The organism is Halorubrum ezzemoulense DSM 17463 (assembly GCF_002114285.1).
Classification (GTDB): domain Archaea; phylum Halobacteriota; class Halobacteria; order Halobacteriales; family Haloferacaceae; genus Halorubrum; species Halorubrum ezzemoulense.
In genome coordinates, this window is the sequence record NZ_NEDJ01000033.1 from 1 (window position 1) to 16510 (window position 16510).

Consider the following 16510-nt stretch of genomic DNA (forward strand, 5'->3'; position numbering starts at 1 on the left):
GCTCGTGGTACCGGCCGAACTGGGCCGGGAAGCGGGCGTACAGCTGGTCGAGCAGCTGGCGCTTCCCGCCGGCCCACTTCAGGATCGGCTCGGCCATCGCTGTCGGGTGTCGCCCGCGCCCGGGGATAAACGTCTCGGGCCGCGTCCGCGGCAGTCGCTCTCGGGCCGCCACGCGCGCTCGACCGTCCCGCCGGAGCCGCCGACAGAGCGGTCAGCCGTCGGAGCGATCGGTCGGCGGAGCGGTCAGTCGTCGGAGGGCTCGCCGTCCGGCATCGGGAGGTCGTCGACGTGAGCCGCGGCCTCCTCGAAGTTCGGGCCGGGTTCGATGGTCCCGGCCTCGCGGTCCCACTCGATGTAGCCGGCCGCCTCCAGCGCCGGGAGGTGCGTCTCGCGGAGTTCGGCGGCGATCTCTTCGGCCCGCCCGCGCACGCGGAGGTCCGCGACGGTCTCGACGGCCTCGTCTGCGAGACCGGCGACCACGCGCCTGCGCTCCGGCGCCGCGACGACGACCGTCGGATCGGTGGTGGGTGTGTCGAGTGTCATCGTGTCTGTCCGTATCTACGGAAGTCGGTGGAGCGGAATAAAAGCACCGCCGACCCGTCGCACCACCGGAATCGCCGCCGGGGGGACGAGCCGCCCGCCGCCGAGACCGCGACCGCCGTCCGTCTCTGTCGAGGCCCCGGCGACCGGAGTCGTCGACGCGGACGACGGGACTCCTCACAGAAATATGAGAAGTGTACCAACGAGTAGCATGGTACGACTTACACCGCATTAACGACCGTTTCAGTTGATTTACGGATATGTGACATGGTACCGTTTCTCAAAACCTATTTGGAAAGTGAAAGTTTTTAGTCGCCCGAGCGTGTACAGTGAGATATGTATCAAGGTTACATCACGCCGGCCGAGGAACACCGACCGATCGGCTCGGGCTCGCCGCCGGGCAGCCGCTCGCCGCTGGGGACGCTCGCGTTCCTCGCGCTCGTCGTCGCACCGTTCGTCGCGTTTTCCTACCCCGTCGCGACCGTCGCGGTCCTGACCGGCACCGTCGCGCTCGCCGTCCTCTCGCGGTCCGTCCTGCGGACCCTGCGCCGGCGCAGCGGTCGGGTCCAGACGTTCACGCTCCCCGGGCTGGGGACCGTCGAGTACCGCATCACGACGAACTGACGCCGCCGCTCGGCGCGCCGTCGAACCGCTTCACAACCCGACCACTTCTCCGGTGACAGCGCCTCGGACCGGCCGACGCCGTCTCCGCCCTCTCAGATCCGATACGCGACGCGCTCGCCGACGTCGAGCCCGTTCGCGATTGCGGCGTGGAGCCGTCCCTCGCCCGCGACCCAGTCGCCGAGCAGGTACAGCCCCGCGTCGCGGGCCGAGTCGACGGGGCCGCCGTCAACGCCCGCCTCGGGGAGCGCATAGCGCCACCCCTGGTGGTCCGTCCACGCGGGGTCGGCCAGCCGGTCGTCGCCGATGATGTCGGCGGCGTGGTCGGCGAGCGCGGCGACGTTCCCCGCGGGGTCGTCTTCGTAGTGCTCGGTCGACCACGCGCCGTTCGCCTGGACGACGAGCAGCGTCTCGCCGTCCGGGACGTGCCCGGCCTTACACTCTTCGCGCGAGATCCACCCGACCGCGTGCTCCTTGTCGGTGTTCACGAGCGCGTAGTAGGGCACGTCGAGCTCGAACGGGTAGCGCAACACCGCGGTCCAGACGCTGCCGTACTCGACCCCGCCGACAGCGTCGACCAGCGTCTCGCGGAGCGGGTCGTCCCACTCGGCCGTCCGGAGCAGCTCCGCGGTCTGGGGGGCCGGCGGATTCATGAGGAGGCGGTCGAACGGCCCGTGCGTCTCGCCGTCCGCGTCGTCGAGTTCCCACGCGTCCTCGGCGCTCGTCCGTCGAACCGTCTCGACCCGGGTGCGCCGGTGGACCGTGGCGTCCGTGCGGCCGAACAGCCGCTTCGCGATCTGTGTAAGCCCCTGCCGGTAGCTCCACTTGTGCTCGTCGGCGTCGCGGCCCGGGGACACCGCCCCGTCGACGTCGAAGGTGTACACCGGCTCCGTCACCTCGACGAGCCCCTCGTCGTCGAGCGTCTCGGTGATCAGCTCGACGACGCGGTCGTCGTCGCTCTTCAGGTAGTTCGCCCCGTAGTCGTACGTGAGGTCGTCGTGGCGGCGGGTCGCCGCGCGCCCACAGAGGCCGCCCGACTTCTCCAGCACGGTCACGTCCGCCTCCGGCACGGTCCGGTCGATGACGAACGCCGCCGCGGCCGCCCCCGCGCCCGCGCCGACGATGCCTACGTCTGTCACACCGATCGTTAGGGCCGGGCCCACTTAACCGGTCGCGTGCGGCGCCTCCGATGGCGCGAGACGGGCTCAGCCGTCGTCCGGTCCGACGACCATGACCGGGACGTCGGCGCCGCGCCGGACGCGGGCCGGGACCGGGTCGGGACGGAGGAGCCGGTCGAGCCCGGTCCGGCGCGCGGAGCCGACAACCACGAGGTCGGCGTCGTGCGCGGCGGCGAAGTCGACCGCCTCCCGGTGGGTGGTCCCGTAGCGGAACCACTTCTCGACGTCGACGCCGACCGCGGCGCCCGCGTCCTCGGCGGCCTCGACGAGCTCCTCGCCGGTCCGCTCGCGGCGCTCGACGACCACGTCCCACGCCTCTGCCGTGTCGACGACGTACAGCGCGTCGACGACCGCTCCGTGCGTCGCCGCGAGGTCGACGGCCGTCGACACCGCCGCCCGTCCGGCCGGATCGTCGGTCGCGACGACCAGCACGCGCTCGAAGCGTCCCGTCGCTGCGGCGTCGGCCTCCGGAGACACGGCCGCGGTCTCGCCCGTCGCGTCGGTGGCGTCGATATCGGTGGACATGAATTGCGAAAAAGGTCGGATAGCTACCGGCCTGTTGTTCGGATTTGGATAAGATCTGGCTGTTCTTAACATTTTTCGACAGGATAAACGATTATCATAATTTATTAGTCGGGCGGCCGCGGACCGACCCCAACGACGCGTTTTAGTCGGCGAGCGCGGTGGGTGGAAACGAGACGGCCGCAGCGGGTCGGCGGGGAGTCGACGGGGAGTCGGCAGCGCGCCGCGGTCCGACGAGGGACGGAGACCACATGACACAGACCGACAGCACGCGGACGACGGACGACGATGGCTGAGGACGAGTCGGCGGAGGCGGCCGCCGAGGAGGGGGCGGCGGGCGGCGTCGACTACGCCGCGCGCGCGGCCGACATTCTCGGGTTCTCGCGATGGTGGCAGATCGCCGCGGCGGCCGGGATGATGGCGGCGGTGAGCCCGTACCAGTACGTCTGGTCGTCGATCGAGCAGCCGCTCGCGAACAGCCTCGACATCGCGCTGCCGGCGCTGGGCGCGGTGTTCTCGTTTTACGTGGTGTTCCAGTCGCTCTCGCAGTTCCCCGCGGGCAAGTGGCGAGACAGCCGCGGCCCGGGGACGCTCACGTTCCTCGCGGCGATCCTCGCCGGCGGCGGGTACATCGGACTGGCGTACGCGACGAGCCTCTGGCAGCTGTACCTCCTGTACTCGCTCGGCGCGGTCGGCGTCGGCATCGTGTACACCGTCGCGGTCAACACCGCGGTCAAGTGGTTCCCCGACCGCACGGGGCTGACGACCGGCGTCGGGACGATGGCGTTCGCGGCCGGAAGCGCCCTCGTCGTCCCGTACGTCCGGGCGAACGCGACCGTGGCGGGGTACGGCGACGTGCTCCGCAACATCGGGATCGGAATCTTACTCGTGACGCTCGTCGGGTCGTTCCTCCTCCGTGACCCGCCGAAAGACTGGCTGGACCGGACGGACGACGCCGACGGCGGGGACGGCGACGAGGGGCTCGCGGCGTCGATCCGCGGCCGCGACTACTCGACGCGCGAGATGCTCTCGACGTGGCAGTTCTGGCTGCTGTACGCGATGTTCATCGCGACGGCGAGCGCGGACCTCCTCGTGATCGCCAACGTGGTCCGGTTCGCGGAGAACTTCGGGCTCGCGGCGCTGATCGCGACGCTCTCCGCGACGCTCCTCCCCATCGCCGCCGGGGTGTCGCGGCTGATCCTCGGCGAGGCGACCGACCGGTTCAGCCGCAAGCGCGTGATGGCGGGCTCGTTCCTCCTCGCCGGGCTGTTCCGGGTCGGGCTGGTGGCCGCCGGCGAGGCCGGTAACGGCGCGGTCTTCGTCGCGTTCGTCCTCGGCGCGATGTTCTTCTCCTCGCCACTGTACGTCTACTTCCCGTCCCTGCTGGCCGACTACTACGGCTCGGCCAACTCCTCCGGCAACTACGCGGTCCTGTACACCGCGAAGGTCGGCGGCGGCGTCTTCTCCGGCACCGTCGCCGGCTACCTCGTCGCGACGCTCGGCTGGACACCGACGTTCGCCCTCGGCGGCGCGCTCGCGGTCGCCGCGGGACTGGCGGTGTTCGTCCTCCGGCCGCCGAGCGGCTCGGGGCTGGAAGCGGCCGAGTCGGCGGCGGCGGACTGACCGGGGCCGCCGTCGGTCCCGGCTCCTGTTCCGGGCCGGCTACGCTCCCGTCCGCGCCGCGCGACGGACCCCGAGTGACCAGAGCCCGACCGCGACACCCCCGGCCGCGAGCGCCGCGTTGACGCCGGCCGGTTCGAGGCCGAAGGGCGTGAACGCGGGCGCCACGGCGGCGTGGAGCAGGAACCCGACGCCGAACGCGGCGGCGGTTCGACGCGGCCCCCACGCCCGCGAGTCGGGCCGTCGCTCCGTCGCGGCGGAGACGCGGTCGCCGGAGGCGACGACGAGGTGGCCGACGGCGAACACGACCCCGAGGGCGACCGAGCCGGCGAGGTCGACGGGGACGCTCGTCGCGAAGGCGCGGTACCAGTAGACGTGCGCGAGGCGTGCGGCCGCGCCGAGCGCCAGCGCGAGTCCGATGTCGACGACGGCGGCCGCGGCGCGGCGGGGGGTCACGGGAGCGTTCCGACCACGGCGTAGAAGGGGTCCTGACCCGGGCGCTCCGCGATCCGGTCCGTCACGTCGAAGCCGCCGGCGTCGAGGTACCGCTCGACGAGGTCGGCGCGCTCGTCCATCGAGGCGGCCCGCCACGCGCGGACGGCCTTCGTCGGGAACATCCGGTTCGAGAAGCTGACGACTATCGTTCCGCCGGGCGCGAGGACCCGGGCGAACTCCTCGAACACGGGGCCGGGGTACTGGAGGTACTGGACCGACAGCGCACAGCAGACGGCGTCGAACGCGTCGTCGGCGAACGGGAGCGACTGATCTTGGTTGAAGTTGCGCACGACGAACTCGTCGAGCCGGTCGTTCTCGGCCAGCTCGGCGTCGTTGAGCCCGTGACCGACCACGCGCTGGTAGTCGGTGTCGGGCAGGTGCGAGACCCAACTGCTCATCGCGTCGAGGACGCGGTCGCCGGGATCGGTCACGGACGCGTACAGCGCGGTCAGCCGGTCGAGGAACGCGTCGTCGGCGTGGGTGACGAACCGCGGGTCGGCGTAGAACGTCCCGTCGGGGCGGTCGTCCCGCTTGCGCCGGTCGCGGTCCGAGAGGACGGTCGTCACGATATCGGATCGAGGGGTCCGGGGAGTAAGAGGGCGTCGCCCCCACCGGACGGCTTTTGCTCGACGGGACTTTACGGGCTGGTAATGGATTCCGCCGCCGCGGCCGACCGCGACCTCTTCCCCGCGCCTCGCTCCGAGGTCTTTCGAGATCAGGGCAAGTTCCGCACGCGATTCAACTTCCCCGGGCGGAACCTCCCGGACCACGACGACCACGGGTACGGCCCGCTCTCGACGGTCGTCGAGTCGTTCATGGACCCCGGCACGCTGATCCGGATGCACCAGCACCGCGACGAGGAGATCGTCTCGTGGGTGCCCGCGGGGGTGATGCGCCACGACGACCGCGAGGGGAACGAACTCGTCACCGACGCGGAGCACCTCCTCGTGATGAACGCCGGATCGGGCTTCTGGCACGCCGAGGAGACGCTCGCGAACGACCCGCCGCTCCGGATGCTCCAGATATTCGTTCGCCCGCACGACCTCGGTCTGGAGCCCGGGATCCAGCACGGCCCGCTCCCGGACCCCGAACCGGACGAGTGGCGTCGCGTGTTCGCGCCCGCGGGGTCGGACCACCAGTTCACCGTGCGCAACGCGGTCGACTGCCACGACGTTCGGCTCGACGCCGGCGCGGGCGCGACGCTCCCCGACGTCGAGGGGCGGGACGCCTACGTGTACGTCTTCGAGGGGTCGGCCGAGGTCGGCGACGCCGCGCTCTCGGAGACGGAGAGCGCCCTGTGGACCGGCGAGGGCGCCCCGCCGACCGTGACCGCGGGCGACGAGGGCGCGACCGTCGTGGCGTTCCTCGTCGACCCCGACGCGCCGGTGACGCGGCAGGGGACGATCGGGCGGTAGCGACGGCGGCAGGGAAACGGGTTTTACCGGGGGGCGCGACGCCTCCGTATGACCCAGTCGCGGACCGTCGAGCTGGAGGGACACCTCATCGACAGCGGGACGATGCAGCGCTGCTTCGGCGCGGTGATGGACCTTGGCGGCTCGTTCGACGTCGAGCGGTTCGACGTCGGGAAACACGAGACCGAGGAGTCGTACTGCCGGCTGGCCGTCTCGGCCGACGACCCCGAGACGCTGCGCGCGATCCTCCACGAGCTCCACCAGAACGGCGCGGTCTTGGAGGACCCGTCCGACGTGGAGCTCGTCCCCGCGCCCGCGGACAAGGTGGTGCCGCCGAACTTCTACTCGACGACGAACCACCCGACCGAGGTGCTGTACGACGGCGAGTGGATCGACGTGGAGGGGATCGAGATGGACTGCGCGCTGGTGGTGGAACCCGAGCCGGCAGCGGACGCCGGCGAGGGAGACCGAGCGGACGCATCGGACGCGGGCAACGACGGGGCGGCGCGCGCCCGCACCAAGACGCTCAGCACGGTCGAGGCGGGCGACCTCGTCGCGACCGACCAGTCCGGGATCCGGGTGAACCCGCCGGAGCGCCCCCGGAGCGGCGGCGGCGCGTTCGGCTTCATGCAGGGCGGCGTCTCCGCGGAGCGCCCCTCCGAGTCGACGATCCGTGAGGTCGCCGCGGAGCTCCGCGCCGTCGAGGCGGACGGCGGGACCGTGATGGTGGTCGCCGGCCCCGCGGTGATCCACTCCGGCGCGGGCGACGCGCTCGCCGACCTCGTCGCCGCGGGCTACGTCGACGCGCTCTCCGCGGGCAACGGCTTCGCCACCCACGACCTGGAGCGCTCGATCTACGGCACCTCGCTCGGGATGGACGTTGAGACGCTCGAACACCCGCGGAAGGGACACAAACACCACATCTGGACCATCTCGGAGATCATCCGCGCCGGCGGGATCGAGGCAGCCGTCGAGGACGGGGTCGTCACGGAGGGGGTGATGTACGAGTGCGTCGAGAACGGCGTCGACACCGTCCTCGCGGGGTCGATCCGCGACGACGGCCCCCTGCCGGACACGATCACGGACGCGGTCGAGGCGCAGGACGCGATCCGCGAGCAGGCCCGCGACGCCGACATCGTGCTCATGCTCGCCACGCTGCTCCACTCCGTCGCGGTCGGCAACTGCCTCCCGTCGACGACGAAGACCGTCTGCGTCGACATCAACCCCGCCACGGTCACCCAGCTGCTCGACCGCGGCTCTGCGCAGGCGGTCGGCATGGTCACCGACATCGGCACGTTCGTCCCGACGCTCGCGGAGTACGTGCTGGAGGGCGAGGAGGGTGGAGGCGCGGAGACCGGGGGCGACGAGTCGGCGGGCGACGGGAGCGGAGGTTCCGCGGAGGGCGACGCGTGACACCCGAAATCCGGCCCTACGACCGCGAGCGCGACGCCGACGGGCTCTACGCGGCGAAGGTCGCCTTCGAGCGCGGCCTCGGCGAGAGCACCGGCGGCGACGGGAAGGCGGCCGCCTACGCGGAGAAGCTCACCGACACGTACCGCGAGCGGTGGCTCGACTGGGTCGACCGCTGCGTCGCCGCCGACCCCCGGTGCGTGACCGTCGCGGTCGACGGGAGCGCCGACGGGCCCGGTGACGAAGCGGCGGCCGACGGCGCGGTCGTCGGCTACGTCTTCGTCCTCCCAGAACGGCTGGCGGTGATATGGGACGCGGCGGTGCTGAACGAGCTCTACGTCGCGCCCGAGCACCGCGGGACCGGCGTCGCCGACGACCTGCTGGGCGCCGCGCTCGACCTCGCGGCCGACCAGGAGCTCCCGCTCGACCGACTGGTCCTCGACGTTGACCCGGCGAACGACCGCGCGAGGGGGTTCTACGACCGCCACGGCTTCGAGCCGTGGGGCGAGATGGTCGCGCGGCCGCTGGACGACTCCTGAGGCGGTCGGGACCGGCCGAAGGCGGCCCGGGTCGAGTCCGGCTCCCGAAGCTACAAGCGCGTCCGCCCGCTCTCGTCGGGCGTGATACAGATCGGCATCGTCGGCTGCGGCGTCATCGGGAACCGCCTCGCGGGCGTCATAGCGGACCACGACCGGTTCGAGCTGGCGGCCGCCTGCGACCTCGACGCCGACCGCGCCGCGTCGCTCGCGGCCGACCACGGGACCGACCGCACCGCGACGACGACGGACCACGAGGCGCTCGTCGAGACGGACGGCCTCGACGCCGTCTACGTCGGCGTCCCGCCGCTCGCGCACCGGAAGGTTGTCGCCGACGCGCTCGCGGCCGACAAACACGTGATCTGCGAGAAGCCCATCGCGGCGGACGCGGAGACGGGCCGCGAACTCGTCGCGCTCGCCGAGGAGACCGACCGCGTCACGGCCGTGAACCTCCCGTTCCGCTACACCCCCGGCTTCGTCCGGCTCCGGGAGGCGGTCGAAGCGGGCGAGGTCGGCGACCCGCGTCGGGTCGAACTCCGGTTCCGGTTCCCCGAGTGGCCCCGCGAGTGGCAGGACGTGGCGTGGCTGGAGTCGCGCGAGCAGGGCGGCCCGCTCCGGGAGGTGGGGACGCACTTCCTGTTCGGCGTCCGTGAGCTGTTCGGCCCGGTCGAGACCGTCTCGGCGGACGTGGGGTACTCCGGACCCGACACCTATGAGGACGACGCGGTCGCGACGTTCCGGGCCGGCGGGGTCCGCGGGACGCTCGACCTGCTGTGCGACCACGAGGGCGAAGAAGAGAACAGCGTCACCGTCGTCGGCGACGACGCGTCGCTGTCGCTGACGGAGTGGTACCGGCTCGTTCGCGACCGCGGCCGCGAGACCGAGGCGACGCTCGTCGACGAGCGCGGCGACAGCGTGCGCGCGCTACTGACTGAGTTCGCGAGCGCGCTCGACGGCGACGACGGCGACCTCGTCTCGTTCGCGGAGGCGACCCGCGTTCAGGAGGTGCTCGACGCGATCCACGCCTCCGAGGGCGACTCGGTCCGGCCGGGAGCGAACGCCGGCGGACGGTAAGGTCGGCTCCGACCGGTGGCGGGTGCCGGCGGCCGATGGAATCCGCCGTCGCCGCCCGCGGCGCGACGCGGAGTCGCCGCCGGCAGAGCCGCAGACCGGGAACGCCCGACAGGAATTATGTGTCCGTCGGACGCATCTCCGCGTATGAGCTACCTCGTTGCGACCGACGGATCGACGGAGGGGGACGAGGCGGTCCGGTACGCGGCGCGACAGGCGGTCGCGTTCTACGAGACGCTGGAGATCGCCCACGTGTTAACGCCGGACTCGGAACTGGTCGACGGCACGATCATCCTCCCGGGCGAGGACGCGGCCGTCGAGGCCGGGCAGGGGGTCTTAGACAGCGCCCGCGCCATCGCCGAGGAGGCGGTCGACGAGCCGATCACCGTGGAGACCCAACTGCTCACGGGCCGGCCGGCCGACGCGATCACCGAGTACGCGGCCGAAGAGACGGTCGACGCGATCTACGTCGGTCACCGCGGGCTCTCCGAGGAGCGCGAGCAGGTCGTGGGCAGCGTCGCCAAGAGCGTCGTCGACAAGGCGGACGTGCCAGTGACGGTGATCCGGTAGGTGTCAGCCGGAATAAACGAGCGAGCGCGCTCGAGGCGGTCGAAATCCGGCGTTTCGGCCGGCTGCCGGTCGTCACAGGCGCCGGAAAGAACCGCCATTATCGGACGTTCAAAGCGGGCTTAGGCCATACTACGGGTGATGTCCGAAGACGTACTCGTCACGGCGGACTGGGTCGAAGAGCGCCTCGACACCTTTCAGGACGACGACGCCGACCACCGGCTCGTCGAGATCAACAACCCGACCGTCACCGACGAGTCGGAGTACACGCCCTACGAGGAGGGCCACATACCCGGCGCGTTGAACTTCGAGTGGGACGCGGTCTTCACCGACGAGACAGAGCGCGATATCGTCTCGAAGGCGGATTTCGCGGCGCGAAACGGTGAGGGCGGCATCGACGCCGACACCACCGTCGTCGTGTACGGCGGCGGCCGCGTGCCGAACTGGTTCGCGCTGTTCGGCTACTGGATCTACAAGTACTACGGTCACGACGACATCCGCGTGGTCGACGGCGGGAAGGGGTACTGGGTCGAGAACGACTACCCGCTCTCCACGGAGGAGCCCGACTTCACGCCCCGCGATTACGAGGCCCGCGGTCCCTTCGAGAGCGTCCGCGCGTACAAGGACGACATCGACAAGGCGATCGAGGAGGGGATCCCGATGGTCGACGTCCGCTCGCCCGAGGAGTTCTCCGGCGAGGTCATCGCCCCCGAGGGGCTCAACGAGACCGCCCAGCGCGGCGGTCACATCCCCGGTGCGAGCAGCGTCCCGATCGGCACGACGCTGAACGAGGACGGGACGTTCAAGAGCGCGGACGAGCTCCGCGAGGTGTATAGCGACGCCGGCGTCGACGGCGACGAGTCGACGATCACCTACTGCCGCGTCGGCGAGCGCTCGTCGATCGAGTGGTTCCTCCTCCACGAGCTGCTCGGCTACGACGACGTGCGGAACTACGACGGCTCGTGGACCGAGTGGGGGAACCTCGTCGGCGCGCCGATCGAGACGGGCGAGTAACGCGCGCCAAACTGCCTACCGCGTCGCGGACTTCCACTCCCGTAACCCGAGGCGACCGCCGTTCAGGTCCCCGGCCGGCGCCTCGGTGGCGGCCCAGACGAACAGCGGCGCGACGCTCTCGGGGTCGCGGGCGCGCTCTTTCCCCGTGAGGTCGGTCGCGACGAGCCCGGGGTCGACGACGCCGACCGTCGCGTCGAGGTCGGCGGCGAACCCGCGCGCGACCCCCTCGGCGGCCGCCTTCGACACCGCGTACGCGCCCATCCCGGGCTTCGACTCGGCAGCGACCGCGCCCGACGGGACGAGGACGCGCGCGTCGTCGGCCAGGTGCGGGACGGCCTCGCGGATCGTCGCGAACACGCCGCGCGCGTTCGTGCGCATCGTGTCGTCGTAGTCGGCGTACGTGACCTCGGTCGTCGGCCGCTCGCCCGGCGCGCCGTGGAACACGCCGGCGTTCGCGAACACGACGTCGACCGGGCCGGCCTCGCGGGCGACGCGCTCGAAGAAGCGTTCGAGGTCGAACTCGTCGCGCACGTCGACGCGGTCGCCCCACGCGGTCCCGCCGTCGTCCGCCGGCGAGCCGTCCCCGGCGTCTGCGTCGCCCTCGGCGTCGCCGTCCGGGTCGTCGCCCGCGCCGTTCAGTGCCGCGACGGTCCGATCGACGGCCGCGCCGTCGCGTCCGGAGACGGCGACGAACGCCCCCTCGTCGACGAACGCCTCGGCGACGGCCCGCCCGATCCCACTCGTTGCTCCGGTGATCGCGACCGTCAGATCCATGTGAACGGGAGTACGCGCGTCGGCGACTTAGTGGTATCCACTCCGGCCGCCCCCGCCGCTCCGCTCGCGCGCTCCCGTCGCCGTGGCGGACCGCTGCGATGCCGTCGCGAGCCCCGCCGACCGAACGTGTCAGGGACCTCCCCGCGACGCGTCTGACCGGATTTATACCGGAGCCGTCCCTAGGATCGCGTATGGACGTGGTCCCGGACATCGACGGCGTTGCCGGCGAGTCCGTCGTCGTTATCGGCGGCGGATTCGGCGGACTCTCGACGGCCTGTTACCTCGCGGACGCCGGCGCGGACGTCACGCTGTTGGAAAAGAACGAACAGCTCGGCGGCCGCGCCAGCCGGCTCGAAGTCGACGGCTTCCAGTTCGACATGGGGCCGTCGTGGTACCTGATGCCCGACGTCTTCGAGCGCTTCTTCGGGCACTTCGGGCGGTCGCCGGACGAGTTCTACGAGCTGGAGCGGCTCGACCCACACTACCGCGTGTTCTGGAAGGACGGAGATCAGGTCGACGTGCTGCCGGACCGCGATGCGAACCGGGAGATCTTCGAGTCGTACGAGCCGGGCGCGGGCGAGGCGTTCGACGCGTACCTCGAGGAGTCCAAGCGGACCTACGAGATCGGGATGGAACACTTCGTGTACGAGGACCGCCCGCGGCTGCGCGACTACGTGGACACCGACGTGATGCGCTACTCGTGGGGGCTCTCGCTGCTCGGTAAGATGCAGGGGCACGTCGAGGACTACTTCGACCACCCGAAGCTCCAGCAGCTGATGCAGTACACGCTCGTGTTCCTCGGCGGCTCGCCGACGAACACGCCGGCGCTGTACAACCTGATGAGCCACGTCGACTACAACATGGGCGTCTACTACCCCGACGGCGGGATCGGCGCGGTCGTCGACGGCATCGTCGAACTCGCCGAAGACCTCGGCGTCGACTTCGTCACCGACGCCGAGGTGACGGGGATCGAGGGGCGGTACGGCGCGTTCGCGGTCGACACCGAGAACGGCGAGCGCTACCTCGCCGACCGCGTCGTCTCCGACGCCGACTACGCGCACACCGAACAGGAACTGCTGCCCGAGCGCAAGCGGCAGTACACCGAGGAGTACTGGGAGTCGCGGACGTACGCGCCCTCCGCGTTCCTACTGTACCTCGGCGTCGAGGGCGACGTGCCGAACCTCGAACACCACACGCTCGTCCTCCCGACTGACTGGGACGAACACTTCGAACAGATATTCGACGATCCCGAGTGGCCCGACGACCCCGCCTACTACCTCTGCGTCCCCTCGAAGACCGACGACACGGTGGCGCCGGAGGGCCACAGCAACCTCTTCGCGCTCGTCCCGATCGCGCCCGGGATCCGTGACACCCCCGAGATCCGCAACCGGTACCGCGACCTCGTGATCGACGACATCGCGGAGAACACCGGGACCGACCTCCGCGGCCGGGTCGTCGTCGAGGAGACGTTCTCGGTCGACGACTTCGCGGACCGGTACAACAGCTACGCGGGCAGCGCGCTGGGGCTGGCGCACACGCTCACGCAGACCTCGCTGCTCCGGCCCGGGCATACCTCGGACGCGGTCGACGGGCTGTACTTCACCGGATCGACGACGACGCCCGGTATCGGCGTCCCGATGTGTCTCATCAGCGGGGGGCTGACCGCGGAAGCGATGGCCGACGACGACGTGTGATCTCCGCCGTGAGCGACCAGAATCGACCGGCGACCGACGGCGAGCGAGCCACCGCCGAGGGCGGGGACCGGCCCGCGAGAAGCGGCGGCGAGGGGCTCCGGTACCTGCTGGTGCTGTCGCGGCCGCGGTTCTGGCTCTACCTCGCCGGGCCGGTCGCCGTCGGCGTCACCTACGGGATCGGCGACGTGAGCGGGCTGTTCACGCCCGTCACGGTCGCGCTCGCGGCGTACTTCCTCGTGCCGGCCAACGTCTTCCTCTACGGCGTCAACGACGTGTTCGACGCCGACATCGACGAGCTGAATCCGAAGAAGGAGGGCCGCGAGGCGCGCTGGCGAGGGAGCCGGTTCGTCTCGGTCGCCGTCGTCGCGTCCGGCGCGCTGGGGCTCGCGACGCTCGCGATCACCCCGCGGGTCGCGTGGCCGTACCTGCTCGGCTTCCTCGCCCTGGCGGTCGGCTACAGCGCGCCGCCGGCCCGGTTCAAGACGACGCCGTTCCTCGACTCGCTGTCGAACGGGTTGTACGTCCTCCCCGGCGCGGCGGCGTACGCGACGGTTGCGGGCGCGCACCCGCCGCTCGCGGCGCTCGCGGGCGCGTGGCTCTGGACGATGGGGATGCACACGTTCTCCGCGATCCCGGACATCGAGCCGGACCGCGCGGCGGGGATCGACACGACCGCGACCGTCCTCGGCGAGGCGCGCACGTACGCCTACTGCTTCGGGGTGTGGACCGCCGCGGCCGCCGCGTTCTGGCTCGTCGACCCGCGGCTGGGCGCCCTGCTCGGCGTGTACCCGCTGTTCGTCGCGTGGGTCGCGCGCTCGTCGGTCTCGGTCGACCGCGCGTACTGGTGGTTCCCGGCGCTGAACACCGTCGTCGGCACGCTGCTGTCGATGGGCGGCCTCTGGCGGGTGTACCCGCTCTGGGAGGCGCTACCGTGAGCGACGGCGACCGGGCGGGATCGGCCGGGACGACCGCCGCCGCGACGACCGGCTCTCGGCTCGACGCGCTCCGCGAGCGCGCGCCGGACACGCGCAACGAGGCCGAGGCGCTGCTGGACCGGCTCGTCCGTGAGAACCGCTTCACCATCGCGGTCGTCTTCCCGCTCGTCGGGGCGATCGCGCTCGTCGGCAGCGCCGAGGGGTGGGTGCCCGAGCCGTTCGCGTTCCACCCGTGGTTCGTGCTGTTCGGCGTGATCGTGATGCGCTCGCCGCTGGTCGTCGGCGTGCTGCCGACGATCGACCGCCGCGCGCTCGGCTGGATCGGCGTCCTAATGGCGTACACGTACCTCATCGAGTCGGTCGGCGTCGCCACCGGGTGGCCGTACGGGGAGTTCGCGTACACGGTCGACCTCGGACCGATGCTCGGCGGGGTCCCGGTCGCGCTTCCCGTCTTCTTCATCCCGCTCGTGATGAACGCCTACCTGCTGTGTCTGCTGCTGCTCGGCCCGCGTGCCGACAGCGTGTGGGTTCGACTGGCAACGGTGATCCCGGTCGTCGTCGCGATGGACGTCGTGTTGGACCCCGGCGCAGTGTCGCTCGGCTTCTGGAACTTCGGCGGCGGACCGTTCTACGGCGTGCCCCTCTCGAACTACGCCGGGTGGGTGCTGTCGGCGATCGTCGCCGTCGTCACGCTCGACCGCGCCTTCGCGGCGGTCGGGATCCGCGACCGGCTGCGCGACTGCGAGTTCATGCTCGACGACATGGTGAGCTTCGTGATCCTCTGGGGCGGGATCAACGTCTGGTTCGGGAACCTCCTGCCCGCGGCGGTCGCGGCCGCGTTCGGCGTCGGCCTCGTCCGCGCCGACCGGTTCGACACGCGACTGTTCACGGAGTGGCGGCGATAGCGAGCGCCCGGGGCGAGCGCGGCGGCCGTGCGACGCCGCCCCACTCGGTGGCTCTTATATACCGGGGACTCGTTTGCTCGACCGTGACCGACGGCGGCAATCGCGGCGGGCGACCGAACCGGGAGGACCGACGGCGATGAGCGACCTCGCCATCGACTACGGCGACCACGAGCGCGTGTGCGAAGTCGTCGACCGGCTGATGTACTGCGCCGAACACGTCAGCGTCTCCTTCGACGGGTGGGAGGAACCGCACGTGAAGGGGCCGGGACTGTACTTCGCCGTCATCGGCGACAGCGACTACGGGGCGTACGCCGACCCGATGGGGGACAACCGCTGGCCCCGCGACACCGCCCCATCCGTCTTCGACGGGGGCGCGCTCGCGACGGCGGCGGAGTCGGTGAGCGTCGCGCAGGACGGCGGCGTCGTCGTCGCGGTCGACGGCGAGATCGAGGCCCAGATGGTCCGCTTCCGCGACCTGGGCACCCGCGACGAGGAGACCGATCTCGTCGACGACGTGAGCTACGAGCCGTGGATGGGGTCGCGGCACATGAGCGCCATCGAGACCTCGGTCCGCCCGGAGGTCGTGGCGACGGTGACGCTGAGCGAGGAGACCGGCCGCGTCAGCGTCTTCCGCGACGGCGAGGCGAACAGCATGCGGCGCGAGGAGATCGGCGGCCGCTGGCGCGGTGAGTAGCGCGCTTCGCGCCCGGCAGTTAGCACGGGCGCGGCGCTCCCGGAGTCCGGCCCCGAGGCCCCACGGTTAAGCCTCGGCCGGGCGAACGACGACGCATGTACGACGAGATACTGGTTCCGACCGACGGGAGCGAGGCGGTCGACCGCGCGCTCGAACACGCGGTCCGGCTCGCGACGGACCACGACGCGACGCTCCACGCGCTGTACGTCGTCGACCGGCGGATCGCGGCCGCCAACTCGGGCGACCTCCACGACGAGGTCGTCGAGGACCTCGAATCGCAGGGCGAGGCCGCCGTCGCGGCGGTCGCCGACGCGGCCGCCGAGGCCGGGCTGGACGCCGAGACGCACGTCGCGCACGGGACGCCCGACACGGAGATCGTCGGGTACGCCGACGAGGCCGGCATCGACGTGATCGTGATGAGCCCGGAGGGGAAGTCGCCGCGCGAGCGGATTCGGTCGCTCGGGAGCGTCTCAGACCGCGTCGCCGACGACGCGTCGGTTCCGGTGTTCCTCATCAAGTGAC

Annotated in this window: 19 protein-coding genes and 1 pseudogene; 13 read left to right on the forward strand and 7 right to left on the reverse strand. The window is 71.3% G+C overall.

Going from position 1 to position 16510, the window contains the following annotated elements; translation table 11 throughout:
- Window positions 1–127: pseudogene (locus B9H04_RS19195) on the reverse strand (DNA adenine methylase); the annotation flags it as partial.
- A 116-nt stretch (window positions 128–243) separates the two neighbouring features.
- Window positions 244–543, reverse strand: a complete 300-nt coding sequence (locus tag B9H04_RS10245) for a DUF7344 domain-containing protein (protein ID WP_049930975.1) — start codon at window positions 541–543, stop codon at window positions 244–246.
- Window positions 544–876: 333 nt separating this feature from the next.
- Here B9H04_RS10245 and B9H04_RS10250 point away from each other — a divergent pair, with 333 nt between their 5' ends.
- Entirely contained in the window at window positions 877–1164 is a 288-nt protein-coding gene (locus B9H04_RS10250) for a hypothetical protein (protein ID WP_049930974.1), read from the forward strand.
- Between the two features lie 92 nt (window positions 1165–1256).
- Here B9H04_RS10250 and B9H04_RS10255 read toward each other — a convergent pair whose 3' ends face one another.
- Both B9H04_RS10255 and B9H04_RS10260 read right to left on the reverse strand, forming a co-directional pair.
- Window positions 1257–2300, reverse strand: coding sequence for an NAD(P)/FAD-dependent oxidoreductase (locus B9H04_RS10255; RefSeq protein WP_049930970.1), 1044 nt, complete (start codon window positions 2298–2300; stop codon window positions 1257–1259).
- A gap of 66 nt (window positions 2301–2366) precedes the next feature.
- Window positions 2367–2864 (reverse strand): universal stress protein, encoded by a 498-nt coding sequence (locus tag B9H04_RS10260; protein WP_049930969.1) that lies wholly within the window; start codon window positions 2862–2864, stop codon window positions 2367–2369.
- A gap of 285 nt (window positions 2865–3149) precedes the next feature.
- Between B9H04_RS10260 and B9H04_RS10265 the strand changes: the two genes are divergently transcribed.
- Window positions 3150–4484, forward strand: a complete 1335-nt coding sequence (locus tag B9H04_RS10265) for an OFA family MFS transporter (RefSeq protein ID WP_049930967.1) — start codon at window positions 3150–3152, stop codon at window positions 4482–4484.
- Between the two features lie 39 nt (window positions 4485–4523).
- On the opposite strand, the gene B9H04_RS10270 is transcribed toward B9H04_RS10265, so the two are convergent.
- Both B9H04_RS10270 and B9H04_RS10275 read right to left on the reverse strand, forming a co-directional pair.
- Entirely contained in the window at window positions 4524–4937 is a 414-nt protein-coding gene (locus B9H04_RS10270; protein ID WP_049930965.1) for a hypothetical protein, read from the reverse strand.
- Complete coding sequence (locus B9H04_RS10275) at window positions 4934–5542, reverse strand: class I SAM-dependent methyltransferase (RefSeq protein WP_049930963.1); 609 nt, start codon at window positions 5540–5542, stop codon at window positions 4934–4936. The genes B9H04_RS10270 and B9H04_RS10275 overlap by 4 nt, the downstream gene beginning before the upstream one ends.
- A gap of 84 nt (window positions 5543–5626) precedes the next feature.
- Here B9H04_RS10275 and B9H04_RS10280 point away from each other — a divergent pair, with 84 nt between their 5' ends.
- The 6 genes from B9H04_RS10280 to B9H04_RS10305 all read left to right on the forward strand — a co-directional run bounded on the left by B9H04_RS10280 (window position 5627) and on the right by B9H04_RS10305 (window position 10986).
- Window positions 5627–6391: a pirin family protein gene (locus B9H04_RS10280; protein ID WP_049930961.1), complete on the forward strand. Its 765-nt coding sequence runs from the start codon at window positions 5627–5629 to the stop codon at window positions 6389–6391.
- A gap of 48 nt (window positions 6392–6439) precedes the next feature.
- Window positions 6440–7801: an ornithine cyclodeaminase, nickel-pincer nucleotide-dependent gene (locus B9H04_RS10285; protein WP_049930959.1), complete on the forward strand. Its 1362-nt coding sequence runs from the start codon at window positions 6440–6442 to the stop codon at window positions 7799–7801.
- Window positions 7798–8337 (forward strand): GNAT family N-acetyltransferase, encoded by a 540-nt coding sequence (locus B9H04_RS10290; RefSeq protein WP_085682675.1) that lies wholly within the window; start codon window positions 7798–7800, stop codon window positions 8335–8337. Before B9H04_RS10285 ends, B9H04_RS10290 begins: the two co-directional genes overlap by 4 nt.
- Window positions 8338–8418: 81 nt before the next feature.
- A complete protein-coding gene (locus B9H04_RS10295) occupies window positions 8419–9408 on the forward strand; it encodes a Gfo/Idh/MocA family protein (protein ID WP_049930955.1) in 990 nt (329 codons plus the stop codon).
- A 144-nt stretch (window positions 9409–9552) separates the two neighbouring features.
- On the forward strand, window positions 9553–9975 hold the full coding sequence (locus B9H04_RS10300; RefSeq protein ID WP_049930953.1) for a universal stress protein: 423 nt from the start codon (window positions 9553–9555) through the stop codon (window positions 9973–9975).
- A gap of 138 nt (window positions 9976–10113) precedes the next feature.
- Entirely contained in the window at window positions 10114–10986 is an 873-nt protein-coding gene (locus B9H04_RS10305; protein WP_085682676.1) for a sulfurtransferase, read from the forward strand.
- Between the two features lie 15 nt (window positions 10987–11001).
- Here B9H04_RS10305 and B9H04_RS10310 read toward each other — a convergent pair whose 3' ends face one another.
- Entirely contained in the window at window positions 11002–11760 is a 759-nt protein-coding gene (locus tag B9H04_RS10310) for an SDR family oxidoreductase (RefSeq protein ID WP_049930949.1), read from the reverse strand.
- Between the two features lie 191 nt (window positions 11761–11951).
- Here B9H04_RS10310 and B9H04_RS10315 point away from each other — a divergent pair, with 191 nt between their 5' ends.
- The 5 genes from B9H04_RS10315 to B9H04_RS10335 all read left to right on the forward strand — a co-directional run bounded on the left by B9H04_RS10315 (window position 11952) and on the right by B9H04_RS10335 (window position 16509).
- Complete coding sequence (locus tag B9H04_RS10315) at window positions 11952–13454, forward strand: phytoene desaturase family protein (RefSeq protein ID WP_049930947.1); 1503 nt, start codon at window positions 11952–11954, stop codon at window positions 13452–13454.
- Window positions 13451–14389: a prenyltransferase gene (locus B9H04_RS10320; protein WP_049930946.1), complete on the forward strand. Its 939-nt coding sequence runs from the start codon at window positions 13451–13453 to the stop codon at window positions 14387–14389. Before B9H04_RS10315 ends, B9H04_RS10320 begins: the two co-directional genes overlap by 4 nt.
- Window positions 14386–15294, forward strand: a complete 909-nt coding sequence (cruF, locus tag B9H04_RS10325) for a bisanhydrobacterioruberin hydratase (protein ID WP_049930944.1) — start codon at window positions 14386–14388, stop codon at window positions 15292–15294. The genes B9H04_RS10320 and cruF overlap by 4 nt, the downstream gene beginning before the upstream one ends.
- Window positions 15295–15430: 136 nt before the next feature.
- On the forward strand, window positions 15431–15988 hold the full coding sequence (locus tag B9H04_RS10330; protein ID WP_049931055.1) for a diadenylate cyclase: 558 nt from the start codon (window positions 15431–15433) through the stop codon (window positions 15986–15988).
- Between the two features lie 95 nt (window positions 15989–16083).
- Complete coding sequence (locus B9H04_RS10335; protein WP_049930942.1) at window positions 16084–16509, forward strand: universal stress protein; 426 nt, start codon at window positions 16084–16086, stop codon at window positions 16507–16509.
- Window position 16510: the final 1 nt, after the last annotated feature.